At 57.3% G+C, this 20,320-nt stretch carries 14 protein-coding genes; 1 reads left to right on the forward strand and 13 read right to left on the reverse strand.

The genetic code is table 11. The features are described 5' to 3' along the window. Positions 1 to 43: 43 nt before the first annotated feature. Positions 44 to 3,904: a non-ribosomal peptide synthetase gene (locus LCH65_RS20170; RefSeq protein WP_180336129.1), complete on the reverse strand. Its 3,861-nt coding sequence runs from the start codon at positions 3,902 to 3,904 to the stop codon at positions 44 to 46. Between the two features lie 323 nt (positions 3,905 to 4,227). Here LCH65_RS20170 and LCH65_RS20175 point away from each other — a divergent pair, with 323 nt between their 5' ends. Further along, complete coding sequence (locus LCH65_RS20175) at positions 4,228 to 5,280, forward strand: fatty acid desaturase family protein (RefSeq protein WP_054081175.1); 1,053 nt, start codon at positions 4,228 to 4,230, stop codon at positions 5,278 to 5,280. A gap of 149 nt (positions 5,281 to 5,429) precedes the next feature. Here LCH65_RS20175 and LCH65_RS20180 read toward each other — a convergent pair whose 3' ends face one another. From LCH65_RS20180 to pepN, 12 genes are all read right to left on the reverse strand, one after another. Next, positions 5,430 to 6,143, reverse strand: coding sequence for a LuxR C-terminal-related transcriptional regulator (locus LCH65_RS20180; RefSeq protein ID WP_058396652.1), 714 nt, complete (start codon positions 6,141 to 6,143; stop codon positions 5,430 to 5,432). A gap of 437 nt (positions 6,144 to 6,580) precedes the next feature. Continuing rightward, on the reverse strand, positions 6,581 to 8,971 hold the full coding sequence (locus LCH65_RS20185) for an RND family transporter (protein WP_004414134.1): 2,391 nt from the start codon (positions 8,969 to 8,971) through the stop codon (positions 6,581 to 6,583). A 27-nt stretch (positions 8,972 to 8,998) separates the two neighbouring features. Continuing rightward, entirely contained in the window at positions 8,999 to 10,045 is a 1,047-nt protein-coding gene (locus LCH65_RS20190) for a YCF48-related protein (protein WP_032609994.1), read from the reverse strand. Positions 10,046 to 10,278: 233 nt separating this feature from the next. Beyond that, positions 10,279 to 11,634, reverse strand: a complete 1,356-nt coding sequence (locus LCH65_RS20195) for a DUF1329 domain-containing protein (RefSeq protein ID WP_226439745.1) — start codon at positions 11,632 to 11,634, stop codon at positions 10,279 to 10,281. Between the two features lie 520 nt (positions 11,635 to 12,154). Further along, positions 12,155 to 13,312: a glutathionylspermidine synthase family protein gene (locus LCH65_RS20200; protein WP_046719739.1), complete on the reverse strand. Its 1,158-nt coding sequence runs from the start codon at positions 13,310 to 13,312 to the stop codon at positions 12,155 to 12,157. 11 nt (positions 13,313 to 13,323) lie between these two features. Continuing rightward, positions 13,324 to 14,064, reverse strand: coding sequence for a DUF1190 domain-containing protein (locus LCH65_RS20205; RefSeq protein ID WP_096136608.1), 741 nt, complete (start codon positions 14,062 to 14,064; stop codon positions 13,324 to 13,326). Between the two features lie 27 nt (positions 14,065 to 14,091). Continuing rightward, the gene (locus LCH65_RS20210; RefSeq protein WP_003368477.1) at positions 14,092 to 14,517 is read right to left on the reverse strand and encodes a DUF350 domain-containing protein; all 426 of its coding nucleotides are present in this window, start codon (positions 14,515 to 14,517) and stop codon (positions 14,092 to 14,094) included. Between the two features lie 13 nt (positions 14,518 to 14,530). Further along, positions 14,531 to 15,196, reverse strand: a complete 666-nt coding sequence (locus LCH65_RS20215; protein ID WP_003368476.1) for a DUF2491 family protein — start codon at positions 15,194 to 15,196, stop codon at positions 14,531 to 14,533. 84 nt (positions 15,197 to 15,280) lie between these two features. Further along, complete coding sequence (locus tag LCH65_RS20220) at positions 15,281 to 15,835, reverse strand: rhomboid family intramembrane serine protease (RefSeq protein WP_226439746.1); 555 nt, start codon at positions 15,833 to 15,835, stop codon at positions 15,281 to 15,283. Between the two features lie 30 nt (positions 15,836 to 15,865). After that, the gene (locus LCH65_RS20225) at positions 15,866 to 16,573 is read right to left on the reverse strand and encodes a PspA/IM30 family protein (protein WP_003368474.1); all 708 of its coding nucleotides are present in this window, start codon (positions 16,571 to 16,573) and stop codon (positions 15,866 to 15,868) included. 26 nt (positions 16,574 to 16,599) lie between these two features. After that, entirely contained in the window at positions 16,600 to 17,253 is a 654-nt protein-coding gene (locus LCH65_RS20230) for a YjfI family protein (RefSeq protein ID WP_003368473.1), read from the reverse strand. Positions 17,254 to 17,648: 395 nt separating this feature from the next. Then, positions 17,649 to 20,315, reverse strand: coding sequence for an aminopeptidase N (gene pepN, locus LCH65_RS20235; RefSeq protein ID WP_072364390.1), 2,667 nt, complete (start codon positions 20,313 to 20,315; stop codon positions 17,649 to 17,651). Positions 20,316 to 20,320 lie beyond the last annotated feature (5 nt).

Consider the following 20,320-nt stretch of genomic DNA (forward strand, 5'->3'; position numbering starts at 1 on the left):
CGCGCGGGGGTATTTTTACTACCCACCACGCGCCGGTAAGCGGTCAGGCGGTCAACGGCTCGGTCGAGCGCTCGATAGCACCTGCAAGCGTCTCGACGCTGGGATACTCAAAGAGCAGATTCAGCGACAGACGACTGCCGAATTGCTTGCTCAGCCGCGACATGATCCGCATGCCGGCCAGCGAATGCCCGCCGATGGAGAAGAAGTCTTCGTTTCTACCCACTTCCGGCACATTGAGGATTTGCGCCCAGACCTCGGCAATGGATTTTTCCAGAGCCGTCGACGGTCGCTCGCTGGTGACTCTTGCACGGCCGTTTTGAGTCGCCAGTTCAAGCAATGCACGCTTGTCGACTTTGCCGCTCGCATTGACCGGCAGTTGCTCGATCACATGCACTTCGGCAGGCACCATGTAGTCGGGGAGGCGATCCCTTAGCGCTACACGAATCTGTTGTTCATCCAGTGCAATGGTCCCGTCCAGACTGACAAAGGCAACGAGTTGCTTATCAAGATTCAGTGTGCGCAGAATCAGCGAGCACGCCGTGACACCAGGCAATTGACGTATCGCCTGCTCAACCTCACCAGGCTCTATGCGCAAGCCACGGATCTTGATCTGGCTGTCACTGCGCCCCAGAAACTCGATACCGCGGCTCTGGGTCCAGCGCGCCAGGTCACCGGTGCGGAAGAGAGTTTTGCCGGGGAACCTCTTCAGTGTCACAAAACGCTCCTGGCTCAGTTCCGGACGCTTGAGGTAGGCGCCGGTGATACCTGTGCCGCCGATAAATAACTCTCCTGGAACACCTGGCTCGGCAAGCTGCCCGAAAACATCCACGATGTAGGCATCGGCCTGTGCAATTGGCCATCCGATCAGAGGCTTGTCAGTCACTTGTTCGACTTTGTCCATGCTGTAGGCAGTGGTAAACACCGTACCTTCAGTAGGGCCGTACCCGATGGTGAGCGTCCCGGTGGACTGTGCCAGAAAACTGCGCATGCTTTGCGGTGAAACAACGTCACCGCCGGTCACTACATGTCTGACGCCAGCCATCGCATGAGGATACTGATCGACCATTTCCTGGAACAATGCGGACGTCAGCCAGAGTACGCTGACCTGCTGGCTTTCCAGTGTGTGTGCCAGGTCATCCAGCCCGCCGGCTTCTCCAGGCTGAACCACCAACTGCGCGCCGTTCAGCAAGGCACCCCAAATTTCAAAGGTCGATGCATCGAAGGCGAGGGGCGCGAAAAACAGGAAGCGGTCGTCACCATTGATATCGATATAGTCCGTCCCCTTGACCAGACTCACGACCGCGCGGTGGGTACTGGCAGTGGCTTTCGGAGTGCCTGTGGAACCCGATGTGAACATGTAATAGCAGTGAGCATCGGCGCTGACGACAGGCTTGACCAGTGGCGACACGCGCAGGTCATCCTGCTCAGTCAACAATTGCCCGATCAACAGCGTTGAGGTTGCATCACGTAGAGGCGGAGCACTCTCATCGATCAGTGCCCACTTGACGTCCGCCTCTTCCAGCAGCCAGTCACGACGCTCGGCAGGCGACGCACAGTCGATCGAGAGGTAGCACGCACCGGCTTTGAGTACGCCCAAGAGCGCTGCAACCTGCCACTCGGAGCGCATCATGCAGATACCGACGACATCACCGGGCTGCACATCCTTGCGAAGCAATATGTCGGCAATTTTGTCGGCGGACTCATTGAGCTGAGCGTACGTCAGCACTGCCTCCCCGCACCGCACAGCGATGGCTTCGGGCTGTGTAGCCGCAAATGCCTCGACGATGGCGTGCAGGGACGTTTCAGGGTAGGTCGAAGCAAGCCCCTCACACTGTGCCTGAATGGCAGCCTGGTGCTGGGCCGACAGGCTTTGTGCCAACGTCTCGTCAAGTGACTCACCGGCCTTTTCCAGCAGCTGGACATAATGCCCGGCCATTGATGTCGCTGTTTCCTGAGTGAACAGGTCAGCGGCATAGCCGAGTGACAACGAAGCCTTTGTGCCGGAACGGTCCAGGACGAATTCGATGGGCGGATGCAGACTGCCCGAAGCACTTCCCTGCTCTGCACGCGCGGACAGGCCGTTGCAGAATACCGACTGTATTAATGACTGTGGCGCTCTTCCCGATGCCGCAACACTGTCATCGAGCGCTTTTTCCAGGCTCTGTGCGGAAGATGCGTGCCACTGACGAGCCTGCTCGCAGTGCTGTTGTGTGCGCAGGAAGACATCGGCAAATGTATCGTGCGCAGTGAGCGTCAGCTTGAGTGGCAACGGTGTGGCAAGACGCTGTCCATCGGCAGCGGTACCCAGACCAGCCACGACGGTTTGATGCCCGCCATAACGTGCCATGACAATGGCATAGATAGAAAAAAGCGCTACTTCAGGTTCAATGCGGCGCTGTTCACACGCTTGAAACAGGCGTGCAAGGCTTTCATCCGACAATGGGATTTCATGACGCACAAGTGGCCCGCTGACAACGCGATTAAGCGCATGGTCAGCCAGAAGACCCGAGGCTTCGAGGTCGAGAGATTGTTTCCAGAACTCTACGCCAGGACTGACAGAAGTACCGCCTGCGGCAAGGACAGCAGACTTGCGTACATTGGCGAGGCTTTCTGCCGGTTGCTCGAGCCAGGCGCTTGCCAGGTGGAGGAAATCATCCATAAGCGCTACGACATCTGCCTCTTTGGCGACAGCGGTGGAGTACTCAAGCATGAAACGACCGCCAGCGGCCGGGTTAACCTCGTCATCGAAAACGCAAATGACATTGAGGTCGAATTTCGCAGAACCGTTTGCCAAGCCCTCCACCACCTCGACATCAATGTCCGCAAAGTCCAGGGTGCGGGACATGGAGTTATGAAAACTGAAAGCAACCTGAATGTAAGGTAACTGCTGAGTTAAACGCTCCGGGCTCAGATCGGCAACCATGGTGGAAAACGGCACATGCGACTGCAAACAGGCCGTGCGGATTTCTTCTTTCACGGCGGCCAGTAGAGGTGCCCAGGGCGTGTTCGCGTCAATGTCGATGCGCAGCGGCAACATGTTGACCAGCATACCGATGGTGTTTTCGATACCCGGCAGGTCGCGGTTGGCGACGGCGGTACCGATCAGTTGTTGCGTCTGACCCGAACGCGCCGCTACTACACAGGCAAACAGTGAAAACATAGTCTCGAACAGGGTGGATTTATTCTTCGAGCCATACGCCTGAAGTGCGCTGATCAACCCACCGGGCAACGGTACCGACACGGAACTGCCGACAAAATCCAACGCCGCTTGCCCACCCTTCGGTGCAGGAAACGGCGAATGCGTGTAGGCAGGCCAGGTTTCAAGACGACCGTACCAGAAGTCTCGGCCTTGACGACCTTGAGCCGAATCCAGCCAGTCGCGCTCCCATTGGCAGTAATCGATAAACTGGATCACCGGCTCAAGGGGCTCTTGATTAACACGGCCCTTTTGTTCGTTGTAAAAATGATTGAGCTCTTTGAGAAACAGCCGAAATGACCAGCCGTCATGAATGAGGTGGTGTTCGATGTGCAGCAATGAGTGGAATTGGTCACTGAATTTGAACAGCACCCATCGAATCAGCGGAAGTTTCGCCACTTGGATTTTCTGGGCTATTTCAGCTTTTATAATAGAATTCATGTAGGTCTGCCGTACCGCTTCACTGCTGGCAGACAGGTCAACGATCGGGATGTTCACGGGCCAGGCGTCCTGAATAGTTTGCCGTGGCTCCCCGTCAACCTCATCGAAAACAGTGGAGAGTGACTGATGACGCTCCACCACCATACTCAGCGCCAGTTCAAGCGCGTTGATATCAAGGTCGCCGCGAATATTCAGCATGGCCTGAAAATTATAAGCGATACTTTCTGGTACTAACGTCTCAAGAAACCAGGCCTGTTCCTGAGACATGGAGAGTGGCCCTTCCGTACCGGTTATATGCTGTACGCCGGCCCGCTTAGCGAGATCTTGAGAGCGTGACGGTGCGGTATTATTTTTCTCAAAACTGTTCATGACGGCCTCAGGTAACATATTAATCAGGTGACATCAACCTCGTAAAAAAACCGATGCAAGAGATTTTGTTAACGACGATTGACTTCTTTCAAAAAAACCACATACACCCTGTAACCGTCTACCTGTGAAAAATAACAGCTTACGCAGCCCCCCCAACCTTCCTAGTCTATATAACGCCCTAATAACAACGCATTGCAGAGCACAACCTGTCGAGGTAAACGATGCAAACCGTCCAAAGATTTCACTGTAACGATGCACTCAAATTTGAACTCATGCGTCTTTACAAAAAGAATAACTGGCGATGGCTACTGGGTTGGTCGGGGGATATTATTGTCATTGCTTCCGCTGTCGCACTCACCCAATGGTCGTTGTATGCTTATCCCCTCAGCGTGCTAATTATCGGTTCAAGGCAACGCGCACTCGCCTCCCTTGTTCATGAGGCAGCCCATTTAACCCTGACTCAAAGCCGTTCCCTAAGTTATGCCATTGGCCACTATCTAACCGGCTTACCCATCTTTCAGGATTACGAAGCTTATCGACATTCGCACGTGCACCTGCATCACCATCATCTCGGTGACGCCGACAAAGACCCGGACTACCGTTACTATATCGATTCTGGACTGCAGGCGACCGTAGATCGGTTTGACTTCATGTTTAACCATCTGCTTAAAACCGTGCTGCTCCTGAATATATTCAGCTACCTGCGTTACCTTGTCATTCATCGGTTGGGCGCACTGTTCAAGTCCCCTCGCAAAGCGCTGACCCTCATCGCAGTACACGCTGTTTTATTCTCGTTGTTCTACGCCACCACAGGCCTGTACGGTTACCTGATGTTCTGGCTCGTTCCTTACCTCACGGCTTTTCAGGTCATCGGTTGGCTGTCAGAGGTTTCTGAACATTTTGGATTGTTCGGCAAGGAACGGGAGGCCTTGCGTATCACCCGCAACCGTTTCCCCTCCTGGTGGGAGAGGCTGTTTATCGGCATGCATGGAGACAACCTGCATCTCACTCATCACTTGTTTGCAGGCATCCCCTACTGGAATCTGTACAAGGCGCACTGCATTCTTCTGCAGGACCCGAGCTATGCTGCAGTCAATCAGGTCAAGGGTGGCATCATCTCGGGTCGTCGCGACAGGCAATCGGTCATACGCCAGATACTGAACATTTATCGCCTGCAAAACAAACGTCATTCTCAGCACAACACTGCGCATCAGGCGCGGTACGAGCAGTCGACGCGCGAAGGTACGCAGGCAACAACAGGCGATAACCGGTAGCCGTCGCGTTCCACTGCAGGTTGTCCATAAGTATTCCGATCGAACCCGCGCTGTATCGGAATCGCGCACAAAGAGCCGAGGCTCACTCAACGCTTTAATGGCCTTTGCGACCTGCCACTCAGGGCGGTCGTCAAGGCTAGCACCGTCCCTTACAAAATGCCCATCTTGGTCAGTTGTATGCAAGCCTGAAGTTTGGTTCGGACACCCAACTTCGAGATCACATTGGAAATGTGAAAATCCACGGTTCTTTTGGATATATTTAGAATGACGGCAATTTCATTACAGGTCTTGCCTATTGCCGTCCAGATGTACACTTCCTTTTCACGGTCCGTGATAGTGAAGTTTTCGTCCGATTCATTCAAGCCCATGACCAGGCCCGTCAACTTATGATGAAACTCACGAACCAGCGACTTCACCTCCGTCGCAAGACTGTACTCGCCTTGCGCATTCCCTGTTCCGGCTTCTTTATTTGCAAACCGAAGTAAACTGAATGCCTTCTCTTCGCCGAGGTAGAACGCCGTCATCCCGTCAGAGGTGGTACCGGCGTCGATCATTTCGCCACGGTCATTTGATGATATAGGCCTGTTCAGTAACCCGGTAAATAGTGGCTGAGAGCAAGCAACGCCCCGAACCGTATCCGCTACGTCCTGCCGCTCCGCACAATGACTGTTCTTTTCCCCTGCCTCCGGACCGCTGACCAGAACAAAGCCATGTTGCTGTAAGGCTGGCGTGTGATGATAAAAAAAATAGGCATAGTGATGAACACCCCGCTCACTTGCACTCTGTTCGAACTCCCATTCCAGCTTTTGTCTGCCGGTGCTTTTTTCATGGCCAAACATATCGCTGCGCAATGAAAGTGCCATCATCCTACTCCATGAACCATTTGAAATGGCTACTTCTCAAGTGAGAAGCCCATGCAATTCATGATAACTACGCCCCACCCTTCACGCAACTTAAGTAACTCTCAGACTTTGAATACCGGCACTTTGCCTGCACACTGATACTCACTGTGCGCGATTATAGTATTTCTTACGACATCTTATTAAGCCGCACACTAACAGCTCCACCCCACAGAACAATACCTTGATAGTTCTGATAGGCGTCTCATAAAAACTTTAACTCTAACACCCTAAAAACTCTATTCTTCGCCCCTTCTCTCATCCCGCTGTCCCCCTTTTACAGGGCAAGGCAACCTTGACCTGACACAAGCCGATCAATAAAAGCAGCCGCGCGTTGCGAAACGTTCGGCACAGAGCGAAGACACTTCACCAAGAAGAGGCTGGATAACCTCATGTGTGTCTTAATGTGAAAATAGCGAATTGCCCACCTTCCCCGCCATCTTCTCCGGCTTGATCAAAAACCGCGCCAGCGCGGGCAGCAGCCACAGTGCGCCGAACATGTTCCACAGCAGCATGAAGGTCAGCATCAGGCCCATGTCAGCCTGAAACTTGATTGCCGAGAAGATCCAGGTGCACACGCCAATGGCCAGGCACAGACCAGTAAACAGCACGGCCTTGCCGGTGGACTTAAGGGTTTCATAGTAGGCCTCCTGCAACGGCAGGCCGGCGCGCAGGAAGCTTTCCAGACGGCTGTAGATGTAGATGCCGTAATCGACGCCGATGCCCACTCCCAGCGCCACAACCGGCAGAGTCGCGACCTTGACGCCGATGCCCATGAACGCCATCAGGGCGTTGCCCAGCACTGAGGTCAGCACCAGTGGCAGGACGATGCACAGCGTGGCGGCCCATGAGCGGAAGGTGATCATGCACATGGCTGCCACGCAGAGGTAGACCAGCACCAGAATGACCAGCTCGGACTGCTTGATGACCTCGTTGGTCGCGGCCTCGATCCCGGCATTGCCGGCGGCCAGCAGGAACTGCAGGTCCGGCGTGTCGTTCTCCTTGGCGAAATCCTGCACGGCATGTACGGCACGGTCCAGGGTTTCGGCTTTATGGTCGTTGAGGAATACCAGCAGGGGCGCCAGCGAACAGGTGTTGTTGTACAGACCGTCGGCGCGGGCAATGGAGTTGTTCAGCACATCCTTGTTACGCGACAGGCTCTCCCATTTCAGGTTGCCCTCGTTCATGCCCTTGATCATCTGTCTCGACACCGTCACCAGCGAAATGGCCGACTGCACGCCCTGGGTGTTTTCCATCTTCCAGGCCAGCTCGTTGATCGCTGACATTGTCGGATAGGCCGAGCAACCTTCTGGTGGCGTCTTGACCATCACCACCAGCACGTCCGAACTGGTGGAGTAATGACTGATAATGAACGCGTTGTCCTTGTTGTAACGTGAATCGGGACGCAGCTCCGGCGCGCCCTGGTCCAGGTCGCCGATCTTCAGGTTCTGGCTGTACCAGAGCCCGCCACCGAAGGCCAGCAGCGCCAGCACAATGGAGACCGGCGCAACCTTTGAGCTGGCAAAGTTGGACAGCAAGCGCCAGAACGGATGCTCGGACACCGCATCCTGCTTGCTGCGATTGATCGCCCGCTTGCTGATGCCCACGTAGGAAATCGCCACCGGCAGCAGGATCAGGTTGGTGAACACGATCACTGCCACACCAATGGAAGCGCCGATGGCCAGCTCGCGAATCACCCCGATGTCGATAATCAGCAGCGTGATAAAGCCGACCGCATCGGCCAGAATCGCGATCATGCCCGGCAGAAACAGCTGACGAAACGTCCGCCTTGCAGCGGTCAGGGCGTTGTCGGCCTCGCTGGATTGCAAGGCGATACCGTTGATTTTCTGCACACCATGGGAAATGCCGATGGCAAAGATCAGGAACGGCACCAGCATCGAGTACGGGTCAATACCGAACCCCACGACGTGCATCAGCCCAAGTTGCCAGATCACCGCAATCAAGGTGGTGATCAGCACGGCGATGGTGCTGCGAAGACAGCGGGTGAACCAGATCAACAGCACCAGCGTGATCAGAAAGGCGATGCCAAAGAACATTACCACCATGAACAGGCCGTCAATGAGGTCGCCGACTTTCTTGGCGAAGCCGACGATGTGAATCCTGATGTTCGGGTTTTGCGCCTGATACTTGTCGCGGATCTTCTCTTCAAGCTGGTGCGAGAACTGCTGATAGTCCAGCGCCAGCAACTTGCCCTGGTCTGCCGGATCCGGGTAGGACTCCTGCAACGGCACATCAATGATGCTGGATTTGAAATCGTTGGCCACCAACCGCCCGACCTGTCCGGACTTGAGTATGTTGTTGCGCAACAGATCCAGACTCTCATCCGAACCGTTGTAACTCTGCGGAATCACTTCGCCTCCGGCAAAGCCCTCCTCCGTCACTTCGGTCCAGCGTACGCTCGGGCTCCACAGCGATTTCAGGCCAGAACGGTCAACGCCAGGAATGTAGAACACCTCGTCGCTGATCTGACGCAGCGTCTCCATGTAAGGTTTGGAAAAGATGTCACCCTCCTTGGCCTCTACCGAGATACGAACGGTGTTACCCAGATTCGCCAGATCGTTGCGGTGTTCCATCATGTTCTGGATGAACGGATGGGACAGCGGAATCATCTTCTCGAAACTGGTGGAAGGCCGCACCTGCGTGGCCTGCCAGAACAGAAAGAGGCTGGCCAGCAGGCAGAGGATGATGACTGCCGGGCGATGGTTGAAAATCAGGCGTTCGAGGAAGGTTGCCTTGTCATCCGGATCTTGCGCGTGCTGGTGCGTGTTCATGCCTGAATATCCCCGCCCTGAAAGGTCTTATTGTTGGGTGGTATCGGCGCCCGTCGGCGAGGTGAGGCGAACGCCGCCCTGCCCGACCAGAATCAGATTGCCTTGAGAATTGCCAGTGACCCCGGCCAGCGAGATGCGATCAGGTCGATTGAAGACCGCGAATGTTTCACCGTCGTCGGTGCTGCGCATGACACTGCCGCCATTGCCGACCAGCACCAGCGAGCCATCGGCCAGCAGCGTGGCACTTGCCAGCCCGAACTCGATCGGCCCGCGCGCACCCTTCAGTTCGACGGGCTGCCAGCTGTCACCAAAATCGCTGGAGCGAAACAGATTGCCGCGCAGACCATAGGCCAGCAGCGTGGACGGCTGTGCCGTGCCGATCACACCGAATAACGAGCCTTGATACGGGCCGTCGATTTTCTCCCAGGTCTGCCCCTCGTCGCGGGAGCGAAACATGCTGCCCGCTTCGCCGACGATGAACAGGCCGGCGTCCTTGACCTGAGTGATGCCGTTCAAGTGGTACTGGTCTTCGTTGTCCAGCCGGTCGCTGACATCTTCCCAGTGCTGCCCGCCATCGGCCGTGCTCAGCAGCAGGCCGTAGGCACCGATGGCCAAACCGTTGTCGAGATCCTTGAACCAGACATCCAGCAGCGGAGCCTCGCGCTTCAAGTCCTCGAACTGCTTGCTCCAGCTCTTGCCGCCATCGCTGCTGGCCAGTACCTGCGCGTCGTGACCGACCGCCCAACCGTGCTGTTCATCCACAAAAAACACGGCCGTCAACAACTGCCGGGTAGGCACACGAGCCTGACTCCAGGTCTTGCCCTGATCATCGGAAAGCAGAATATGCCCATGGTCACCCACCGCGACCAGCCGCGCACCCGCATGGGCGACGTCCAGCAACAACGTGCGAGAGGCTTTGGTCGACTCGATGGCATAAACAGGAGCGTCTGCAGCAACGGCAGTGGCTAGCGCCTCGGAACCGGCCATGGCTGGCAGCGCAAACAGGGATGACGCAACGACAGCCAGGGACATGCCCGCGCATAACCGGGTGCGACGATGGAAAGACTCACGCATGGACTTTTCCGCTCTTATTATTATCAGGTGGCTGTTATCGGGTGTGGGTGCCGGACAACTCGTATCGATGTCGACGCCCGCAGCGCTATGGCGTTACCTGTCTGGAAGCTCAGCCATCCTAGGCAGCTTTGCAAATGCCTGACAATCGACATGTCGTTATCTTTTGTTAAGCGCGCTGAATGTGATTGATGGATCATCACGACGGTTGATCGCGCAGACTGCCCAGACGCCGGTCAGCGAATGCTTCTGCGCCGCAAGGCCGCTGGTTTGAAGGCGTTCACGCTGGGTACCGGCTGAGAGAAGTCACTGGTGCCAGGCTCTTGATTGTCGAGGTTCTGTACGTGATAACGCCGGGCCTGCAGGTCATGGAAGACGTCCAGAGCAGACCAGGTCGTCGGCAGTTCGTAATAGTTTTTCAGGTACGCCATGGAGACGCGCCACAACTGCCCCCGGGCATCGTACTGATCGACGACTGCGGCCTGCCAACTGTCCTCGTCCAGGTACAGCGTGCGTCTTGAGTAGACATGACGCGCGGTCGGTTTGAGCGTGCCCTCCACCACCCATACACGATGTAGTTCATGGCGCGTATAGGCCGGGTTGAGATGACCCACCTGCAATAATTGCCGATAGGTAATGTCGGGGCTGGAAATGCGGTAGTTGTTGTAGGGAATATAAATCTCGCGTTTGCCCAGTAACCTCCAGTCGTAACGATCCGGCGAGCCATTGAACATGTCGGTGTCGTCAGCCGTACGCAAGCCTTCAGAGGCCGGGATCGGCATGTCGTAAGCCAGACTCGGCGCGCGGCGTACCCGACGTTGCCGCGCACTGTAGGTCCACGCCTGCCGCGGCTCCTGTATCTGGTCCAGTGTTTCATGGACCAACACGGCAGAACCGGCCATACGCGTGGGACACTGGGTAAACGACAGGTAATAGAACAGCACGTTATCCAGACTGGCAAAGCTGCCCGCAGGATCATAGAAGCGAAACAGCACTTCCTGACGCGACGTGTTCAGCTTGAAACTGCCGTCGCGCTGTATCGCAACGTCCGAAGTACGTCGCACCGCATAATGGCCGCGATACCGGGCAATGTGGTTCCACACGGCCTGAATGCCCTTTTCCGGAAGCGGAAATGGAATGCCTCCGTAGGCATCGACAAAACCATTGCCACCGCCGATCAATCGGGCTTTCTGCGCATTGCGGCGGGTGTTGTCGTACACCCATTGCGGCGCCGATCCGGAACGTCGCGTGGGGTATACCGGCATCCGGTAGCTGTCGGGGTAGGTTTCGAACATCGCCACCTGCCCAGACGTCAGGCGCGTGCGATAGTGCTGCATATTGGCGTGAGTGATGGTGAACAGGGGCTTGTCAGCGGTATACGGGTCGACATGCCGAGTGCCCGAGCCCTTGTATCCGGGCGGGGGCCGGGTGATTCCGCCCGTCCAGGGCGGAATGGTCCCCGTGGCATTACCTGCCATCTCGCCTCCCAGCGGGGTCAAACGACTCCCGAGCAACGTGGTATCGACTGCCTGGCAGGTGTTGATCGCGAACAGCAGCGTCAGCGCGCCGCCCAGCAGTTGTTTCATGAGCATGTGGGCTCTCCTTGCATGGCCACGTCGGGACGCATGTATGGCGTCCTGGCCTGTAATAGTTCTGCTATAAACAGCGTTTTGTCGGGGCGACACCGGTTATTGACGCGCGGCCAATAAACAGTTGTTTGACAGGCAGACCGAGTGACCCACGTATTCTTCCCGCGAACAGTTTGTCTATCGGATATACGTCCGTAGGAAACTTCACAAAATAAAAAAGAATGAACAACACGCTGTTAAACATTCATGAAGCAGGCACCCGGAATGGCCCACAGTAATGCAACGTGAATGCCAACAGGCAATAAAGAACAGATCACAACTTATATAAGGTACAGATCTGAAACGACGTGCTCCCGCGTTATGACCAGAATTAAAAACAACGACACCGCCTGTTTGATTGTCAGACAGCATACTAACAAGGCCGCTCGTTATGGCGGCTTATTGGCGGGTATATGAACGTGTGGTAACAAAAAAGAGTGTTACGTGCTTCAAGCCAGTAACACCGGGTGACGACAGGCAGCGCTCAGTCGATAACCACGTGTGGCAGGAAGCGGCTGGTGTCCTTGGTGATCAGGCTGTCGTCTTCACGAATACCGATCCCTGACGCAAGATCGCCGATGATCCAGGAGCCGATCAGCGTGTAGCTGTCGCCAAATCGCGGAAGCGGCGAGTACGCCTGCAGAATGTAGGGCGCATCGGTATAAGGCCCATCGACCGAGATGACCTGATCGCCGGGCGTACGCATTTCAATATTGGCACCCTCACGGGAAAAGTAGGGTTTGCGCACCCAGCCTTTGGGGACCGCTTTGCTCGGCTCGTGGTCGACATGCGCAGGCAGCAGGTTCGGATGACCTTCGTTGAACTGCCACAACAACGGCAAAATCCCCTTGTTGCTGAGAATCGCCTTCCACGCGGGTTCGACAAACTGAGTGCCGCTGGCTGACACGTGCTGGCCGAATTCCTCGTGAAAGATATGCTCCCACGCGTGCAGTTTGAACAAGCGCTCGATCCAGCGCCCGTCCAGATCGACAAAACGCCCATCAGCGCCGAGGCCGATGTCTTCGATATCGATATGCCTCGCATCGATGCCGACGTGTGCTGCCATACGCCGCAGGAAATCGGTAGTGCCCCGGTCTTCGATGGAACCGGACATCGCCGAAAAGTAGAACGGACTCGTGCCGGAAAACTCGGCAAAGGCCCGAACCAGATCCTCAGCAATCGAGTTGAACTGGGTGGCATGCGCAGGCAACACGCCGCGCGCCATCTGCTCTTCCAGCCAGAGCAGTTGCACCGCCCCGGCTTCCATCAGACTGGTCGGCGTATCGGCATTGATTTCGTACATCTTTGCCGGGCCTGTACCGTCGTAGGCAAAATCGAAGCGCCCGTACAGATGCGGGTGTCCCTCCTTCCACGAGGTCTGGATCAGGTCGAAGAACGCTTCCGGAATCGCCAGTTGATGGAGCAGCGCTTCGCTGTCCACCACGCGCGCCACGGCGTCCATGCACAGCTGGTGAAGTTCCTGGGTGGGCGCTTCAAGATCGCGGGTAATCTGCTGTTCGCTGAACAGGTAATACCCGCGCTCGTCCCAGTAACGCTCGCCGTCGATAGTGTGAAAGTTGAAGCCTTCACGTTCGGCGGTCGTGCGCCAGTCCGGACGTTCCTCGATGCTGATCTTTTTCATGCCGCGAACCGTCAGCCTCCGAAACTGCTGCTGCCACTGCTGCTCTTGCCGCCCCAGCCACTGCGTGCCGAAGCCTGGCTGCCGAAGCCGCCGCGCGAGATGGTCGATGACACCGAACCGGACCCAGAGCTGCCCAGATTGCGCCCCAGGGTGCTCCTGCCGTAGCTGCGATCCGGGCTGGATTGCGCCTGGGTGGAACGGCCGAAGGTCTTGCCGCGATCGATCTGACTGGGCAGCGACGAGCTGTAATAACCGCCTCGATCATCGCGCGTCTGGTAGATGGGCTGCGAGTAATAGCGGTTATTGCCGAAGCCGTTGCTGAGCAGATTGCCGATCAGCAGCCCGGCCATCAGCCCGGTGGTGCCACTCATGCCTGCCGGAGCAGACTGGTTGACTTCCTGATTGGCACGGTCGAGTGCCTCTTTCGGCACTTGCCCGGAAAAGCCCAGTTCGAAGCCGCCGAGCTTGGGCATGTACTTGCCGTCAGAGGTGACCTGGCAATAATCCGGTACGAAGTCCGCGTCGCAGGACGCCTTGTCATCATAGGTCGGCGCAATGCGGCGATGATCGGACAGCGCCTGCATGTAGGCATCCGAACAGATATTCACCGGCACCTTGGCATCGACGCATTCCTGCACCGAACTGAAGTTGGCCTTGGCGTTGACGGTGTCCTTTTTCTCGGACGGGCCACACCCGGCAAGGGCCAGCGGCAGTGCACCGGCGAGTACCAGTTTTACTGAACTACGTCTCATCGTGAGTCTCCTTGTTCAAGGCTGCCGTCAGACCGACGGGGTCATGCAGGCGGCATTGAGAAGACCGACGCTGATCGCGACGCTGGCCGAATAGATGGCTGCTGCCATTTCGCCCTTGGCGATGCGTGTCGACAGGCCCTTGAGCACCAGGCTGGTAACGCCGAACGCCAGCAGTTGCACAATGGCGGCAATCACCACCCAGACGATCACGTCCAGAATGCTGATGCTGTAGCTGATGATGTTACTGGCCGGCAGCGCGAAACCGATCAGCGAACCACCCAACGCCAGCGCGGCGGCACTGTTGTTCTCGCGAATCAGCGCAAACTCCTTGTGTGGGGTGATCCGGCTGTAGATGAACTGGAACAGCGCGAACAGGATGACCGCCACCAGAATGTACAGGACGAAGCCAAACACGGCCGTGGCATTGAGCGACATACGCAGCGCGTCGATCATGAGGATTTCCTTGTCAAAGAACGTTGATATCAGTGGATTGCAGCGTTATGCCGACCGCCGTGGTGAGCGTGATGCTGCCCTCCTCGTCTTCCTCTACGGAAAACAGCAGAAATTCACGGCGGTTGATCAGTCCCGTTTCGCGGGCGTACAGCATGCTCAGGTGCTTGACACGATAAGTTGCGTCGGGACTGACAATGTCTTCATCGAGCGGCGTCAGCTCGGTCTGGCCAGGGGAAGTCCCCCATTGCCGCTCGAAGACCTCGCCATCGTGCTCGTAGGTCGGCAGGCCGATCTTCGATGATGGCCCGGTCAGGCGCAGCAGTTCATCCTTGCTGGTGATCGGCTCGGCGCTGTAGTAGCCGAACAGGATGATGTCCTGCACGTCCTCCGGATTGGGGCCGTCGCTGACCACTTGCAGAAAATAGTCCTCGTTATCGAGGTAAAAACGATGCAGTGCCATGGACTGGCCAAGATCGATATGCCCTACGGACCAGACCTTTTCATCGCCCGGGACGACCACTTCCGAGTGACCGTCGAGCAACAGCTTCAGTGAACTGTCCAGGCACAGCATGCGTCCGGACGCCAGCCCCAGCGGACTGACCGTGCTGACCGGTTGTACGCCGTCCCGGCCTGATGCCTTGGGGGCTTCCAGGCCCATGGCCCGTTTGAACCAACTCATAATCCATTTCCTTGCAGTGACGGGTGACGATATATAACGCTCTTCAAGCGCAACAGGCGCACTGCCGCCGCGCATTAGACTGGCTCACTTCTGCGCCAGCAATGCCCTGGAATGCATCAGCCAGGCCACACAAACGCCCGCAACTGCACCGGCGATATGTGATTCGAACGACACGCCGGACACCGGAACGAAGCCGAATACCAACCCGCTGTAAGCGGCCAGCACCAGCAGCGCGATCAGCACGCTGGCGATACTGCGCTGATACCACGCACGCGCCAGCAGATAAGCCCACAAACCAAAAATCAGACCGCTTGCGCCGACATGGATATTGCTGCGACCGAAGCTCCAGACCAGCAGCCCGCCCAGCAGGCAGATCAGCCCGGCGACCCATGCATAACGCCTGACACCCTCGGTCGCCACCAGCCAGCTCAGCACAATGAACGGCAACAGATTGCTGAGCAAGTGCTGAATCGACCCGTGCAGAAAGGGCGCAAACACAATGCCGCGCAACCCGATGAGGCTGCGCGGCATGATACCGAAATGGACCAGACTGTTGTCGGTGACCGAGTTGATTGCCTGTACCGCAATCAACACGGCCGAGAGGACGAGGATGACCTTGAGTCGTCGGGAAAACGCCATGCACCACCCTCGTCCACCTTGTTGCAGCGCTTACTGAGCCGGCGTCTGACTTTTGGCTTTCAGGCGCGCCAGTACATCCTGCGCACCGCCGCTTTTGGCACCGATCCCGGCATCCTGCAGACGACGTTCCAGATCGCTGCCGCTGGACTGGCTGGCCAGTTCTTCAGCCGCTTCGAGCTTGGCATCCTGTTCGTCCTGACGCTGCTTGAGGCGTGCCAGCGAACCCACTGCGGTTTCCACGGCGCCGCTGGCACCGCCGGTTGCGGTGGCCGTTGCAACGCGAGCCTTTTGCACGGTTTCACGGGCCTTGGCCATCTCGACCTGCTGCTTGAGGCTCTTGATTCGCGACTCGGCCTTGATCACCTGATCCTGCAGCAGGTTGACCTGCTTGCTGAACTGATCGGCCAGCGCCTGCTCCTGATCACGCAGGGCTTCGATTTCGGCAATCTTGTTTGCACATTCGACAGCCAGCGCTTCTTCACCCTTATCGAGGGCCTGCAGGGCGCGACCTTCCCAGTTGGCGATGCTGGTGGCGTGTTCTTCAAGACGCTGCGCCGAGAGTTTGTGCTTGGCCTTGATGGTGATCAGCCCGTCGCGGGCCTTGACCAGCGCGTTCTCGGCGTCACGGATTTCCTGGTCCAGAATGCGGATGGCATTGGCGTCGGCAATCGACTCGCCCACTTCGGAAGCGCCGCCACGAACAGCGGTCACCAGTTTTTTCCAGATACTTGTAGTCATGAATGTTCTCCGCCTGACAGCGCTGTTCAGTAGATGAAATGATCTTCAAAAGCATCGGCCGCACGGATCACGTTGTCCGCGAGTGTGAGGATTTCCTGCACGATTACAGTGAGCGAAGAGGCCGCGCTCAGTGCGCCGAACAGGCAGTAGACTTCCTGACCGCCGCCCAGCTTTTCGATGCCGACCGACGACAGCGGAAACAGGTCGCGGCTGCGCAGGACAACGTCGTTGAACGCTTGCACGTTCTTGATCTTGTTCACTTCGATCAAGGTCGCGTCGGCGAGAATCTGCTCGCCTTCCACGGCGATGTAGATCGGCAGGTCGCCGTAGTCGGCCATGGTCAGCCTGATTCCCGAGGCATCGCCCTCGGTCACATCGAGCTCGATCTTGCCGTTCGTCACCAGTTCCAGTTCGCTGAGTGCCTTCTGCAGAGAGCTGATGGTCCAGTGGGTATTCTCGGTCATGAAGTCCTCCAGTTTTATTCTGTCGCCCAGAAAGGGCTGTCTTAAAGCTTTTTCGATCCCCCGCAAGGCATCGACATTTTCCGGCCGGATCCAGAATTCGCGCTTCACCAGCCCCGCCTCCTTGAGCCGCAGGCGCATTTCACGCATGTAATCGGTGGAGCTCTTGGACACCTTGGCCGGGACCGTTGCGTTATCGCCCTGGGTTTTACGAGGCATTGGCGCTTCCCCCTTGCTGCTGGCCGTGAATCAGGTAAGCAACGTATCAGATGTTTCTGAAGATAGATACGCATCACATGTGAGATTTTCAGGAGTGAATTCTTATCGTCGTTACACAACACGAGATGAATTCTGAAAACCGGATGGCTGAAACCCTGGTAACTGGATAAACGCCAGTCTCTGCAGGAGCGGGCTTGCTCGCGAAGGTGCCGGTACAATCCACGGACAGAGGCGTTGCAACCATCGCCTTCGCGAGCAAGCTCGCTCCCACGAGATGAGCGCATTGCGATGAGCGCTTTGAGCATTGGCACACAAATCAAAAAAGGCGCTGTCCGCAGCAGCGGACAGCGCCTTTATCACCCACGCAGTTCAGGCAATAGGCACAGCACAAACCCTTATTCAGCCAGGCTTTTGCTCACCACTTCATACACGTCCGCCGACAGTTTGCCGGAGGCGAGGATGCGCTCCAGCTCGGCCTTCATCAGCGCCTGACGGGCGCTGTCGTATTTGCGCCAGCGGGTCAGTGGTGCCAATTGACGAGAAGCGATCTGCGGGTTCAGCGCGTTCAGCTCGATCACCAGGTCCGCCAGGAAGCGGTAGCCGGAGCCATCAGCCGCGTGGAAGTTGACCAGGTTCTGCCCGGCGAAGGCACCGATCAGGGCGCGCACCTTGTTCGGGTTCTTGATGCTGAAGGCCGGGTGTTTCATCAATTCCTGCACACGCTGCAGGCCGCCTGGCAGCGTGCTCGCCGCCTGGACGCTGAACCACTGATCCATGACCAGAGCATTGCTCTTGAAGTTCTCGGCAAACACCGCGAGCGCCTTGTCGCGCTCGGCAGTGAACGGTGAATTGACCAGCACGGCCAGCGCAGTCAGGCGCTCGGTCATGTTGTCGCTGGTATCGAACTGATCAATGGTGGCTGCCAGCACCTCCGGCTTGCCGCTGAGCATCAGGTACGACAGCGCGATATTCTGCAGGGCACGACGGGCAAAGTGCGCGGCTTCGGCCACATAAGGCGTGACCTTCGACACTTCACGGTTGGCCTGATAGCGCGCCAGCAGCCCGTCGAACAGCCCCTCTGCCAGTTGCTGACGGGCAAACTCGCGAGCAGCGTGAATGGCATCAACGTCGGCCACTTCACTGATTTCGGTCAGATAAGCTTCGCCCGGCAACGAGAGCATTTCCGCGACCATCGCCTGATCCAGGTCATCATCCGCCAGCACGGTACCCAGTGCAGTGATCAGACGCTGATCCATGACCAGTTTTTGGCCTTGCTGATGCTGGCCGATCAGCTCCTGCAATACCTGAACCGACAACTGCTGACCGGCATCCCAGCGATTGAAACCATCGCTGTCGTGCTGCATCAGGAACATCAGTTGGTCGCGGCCATACGGAAAGCTCAGCTTGACCGGTGCAGAGAAGCCACGCAGCAGCGAAGGCAGCGGCTTTTCCGCGACATCGACGAAGGTGAAGGTCTGCTCGGCTTCAGTAACCGACAACACTCGTGAGGTGCCGGTCGCCGCCGTTTCGTTCGCCAGACGCAGGGCAATTTCGCCACCCTTGCTGTCCAGCAGCCCCAGTTCAACCGGGATCACGAAAGGTTGCTTCTGATCGCCAGGCTGGCCTGGTGTGGTCGGGCAGCTCTGGCGGAAGGTCAGGCTGTAGGTTTTGGCCGCAGCATCGTACGACTCGCTGACCGCCAGACGCGGCGTGCCCGCCTGGCTGTACCAGCGCTTGAACTGGGTCAGGTCGACGCCATTGGCGTCTTCCATGGCCTTGATGAAGTCGTCGCAGGTCACGGCCTGGCCATCGTGGCGTTCGAAATACAGATCGCTGCCCTTGCGGAAGCCTTCAGCACCCAGCAGGGTGTGAAGCATGCCGACCACTTCCGAACCCTTCTCGTACACGGTCAGGGTGTAGAAGTTGGAGATTTCGATGAAGCTGTCCGGACGCACGGCGTGCGCCATCGGGCCTGCGTCCTCGGCGAACTGGTGGGTACGCAGGTAGGCAACGTCCTGGATACGCTTGACCGTGGCCGAGTTCATGTCGGCCGAGAAACCGGCGTCGCGGTACACCGTGAAGCCTTCCTTGAGCGACAGCTGGAACCAGTCACGGCAGGTCACGCGATTGCCCGACCAGTTGTGGAAGTATTCGTGGGCGACAATCGCTTCGACACGCTGGTGTGCGGCATCGGTCGCCGTCTCGGCACGCGCCAGCACGGCACTGGAGTTGAAGATGTTGAGGCCCTTGTTCTCCATCGCGCCCATGTTGAAGTCGTTGACCGCGACAATCATGAAGATGTCCAGGTCGTACTCGCGACCGTAGGTCTCTTCGTCCCAACGCATGGACTTCTTCAGGCTGGTCATGGCGTGCTGGCACTTGTCGATGTTTTCCGGCTCGACGTAGATACGCAGGGTCACATTCCGCTCATTCATGGTGGTGAACGTGTCTTCGATACACCACAGATCACCGGCCACCAGCGCGAACAGGTAGGCCGGTTTCATGAACGGGTCTTCCCAGGTCGCCCAGTGCCGACCACCCTCTTCTTCGCCGCTGGCCACCGGGTTACCGTTGGACAGCAGGATCGGGAAGCCCTGCTTGTCGGCGCTGACGGTGGTGGTGAACTTGCTCATCACGTCAGGACGGTCGAGGTAATAGGTGATCTTGCGGAAGCCTTCGGCCTCGCACTGGGTGCAGAACATGCCGCTGGACTTGTACAGCCCTTCCAGCGCGGTGTTGGATTCCGGATGGATGCGCACGGTGCTGTCGACCGTAAAGCTTTCAGCCTGTGGGTGCAGGGTCAGGTGATCGTCGGTCAACTGATAATCCGCAGCGCTCAGCTCGACATCGCTCAGTTTGACCGAGACCAGTTCCAGATGCTGACCATCCAGCACCAGCGGCGGCAGGCCTGCGCCACGCTCGGGGTTGCGGCGCATAACCAGTTGCGCGTGAACCAGCGAGTGGTCGTCGAACAGTTCGAAGGTCAGGTTCGTCTCATCGATGAGGTACTCGGGAGCCTGGTAATCCTTCAGGTAGATCATTTTCGGTTGTTCGGTGCGCATGCTGG

Source organism: Pseudomonas sp. MWU16-30316 (genome assembly GCF_020515645.1).
GTDB lineage: Bacteria > Pseudomonadota > Gammaproteobacteria > Pseudomonadales > Pseudomonadaceae > Aquipseudomonas > Aquipseudomonas cerasi.

Bases quoted from the DNA above. Each gene is read 5' to 3' on its own strand.
- LCH65_RS20170 (WP_180336129.1), bottom strand. From the start codon at position 3,904: ATGTCTCAGGAACAGGCCTGGTTTCTTGAGACGTTAGTACCAGAAAGT.
- LCH65_RS20175 (WP_054081175.1), top strand. From the start codon at position 4,228: ATGCAAACCGTCCAAAGATTTCACTGTAACGATGCACTCAAATTTGAA.
- LCH65_RS20180 (WP_058396652.1), bottom strand. From the start codon at position 6,143: ATGGCACTTTCATTGCGCAGCGATATGTTTGGCCATGAAAAAAGCACC.
- LCH65_RS20185 (WP_004414134.1), bottom strand. From the start codon at position 8,971: ATGAACACGCACCAGCACGCGCAAGATCCGGATGACAAGGCAACCTTC.
- LCH65_RS20190 (WP_032609994.1), bottom strand. From the start codon at position 10,045: ATGCGTGAGTCTTTCCATCGTCGCACCCGGTTATGCGCGGGCATGTCC.
- LCH65_RS20195 (WP_226439745.1), bottom strand. From the start codon at position 11,634: ATGCTCATGAAACAACTGCTGGGCGGCGCGCTGACGCTGCTGTTCGCG.
- LCH65_RS20200 (WP_046719739.1), bottom strand. From the start codon at position 13,312: ATGAAAAAGATCAGCATCGAGGAACGTCCGGACTGGCGCACGACCGCC.
- LCH65_RS20205 (WP_096136608.1), bottom strand. From the start codon at position 14,064: ATGAGACGTAGTTCAGTAAAACTGGTACTCGCCGGTGCACTGCCGCTG.
- LCH65_RS20210 (WP_003368477.1), bottom strand. From the start codon at position 14,517: ATGATCGACGCGCTGCGTATGTCGCTCAATGCCACGGCCGTGTTTGGC.
- LCH65_RS20215 (WP_003368476.1), bottom strand. From the start codon at position 15,196: ATGAGTTGGTTCAAACGGGCCATGGGCCTGGAAGCCCCCAAGGCATCA.
- LCH65_RS20220 (WP_226439746.1), bottom strand. From the start codon at position 15,835: ATGGCGTTTTCCCGACGACTCAAGGTCATCCTCGTCCTCTCGGCCGTG.
- LCH65_RS20225 (WP_003368474.1), bottom strand. From the start codon at position 16,573: ATGACTACAAGTATCTGGAAAAAACTGGTGACCGCTGTTCGTGGCGGC.
- LCH65_RS20230 (WP_003368473.1), bottom strand. From the start codon at position 17,253: ATGCCTCGTAAAACCCAGGGCGATAACGCAACGGTCCCGGCCAAGGTG.
- pepN (WP_072364390.1), bottom strand. From the start codon at position 20,315: ATGCGCACCGAACAACCGAAAATGATCTACCTGAAGGATTACCAGGCT.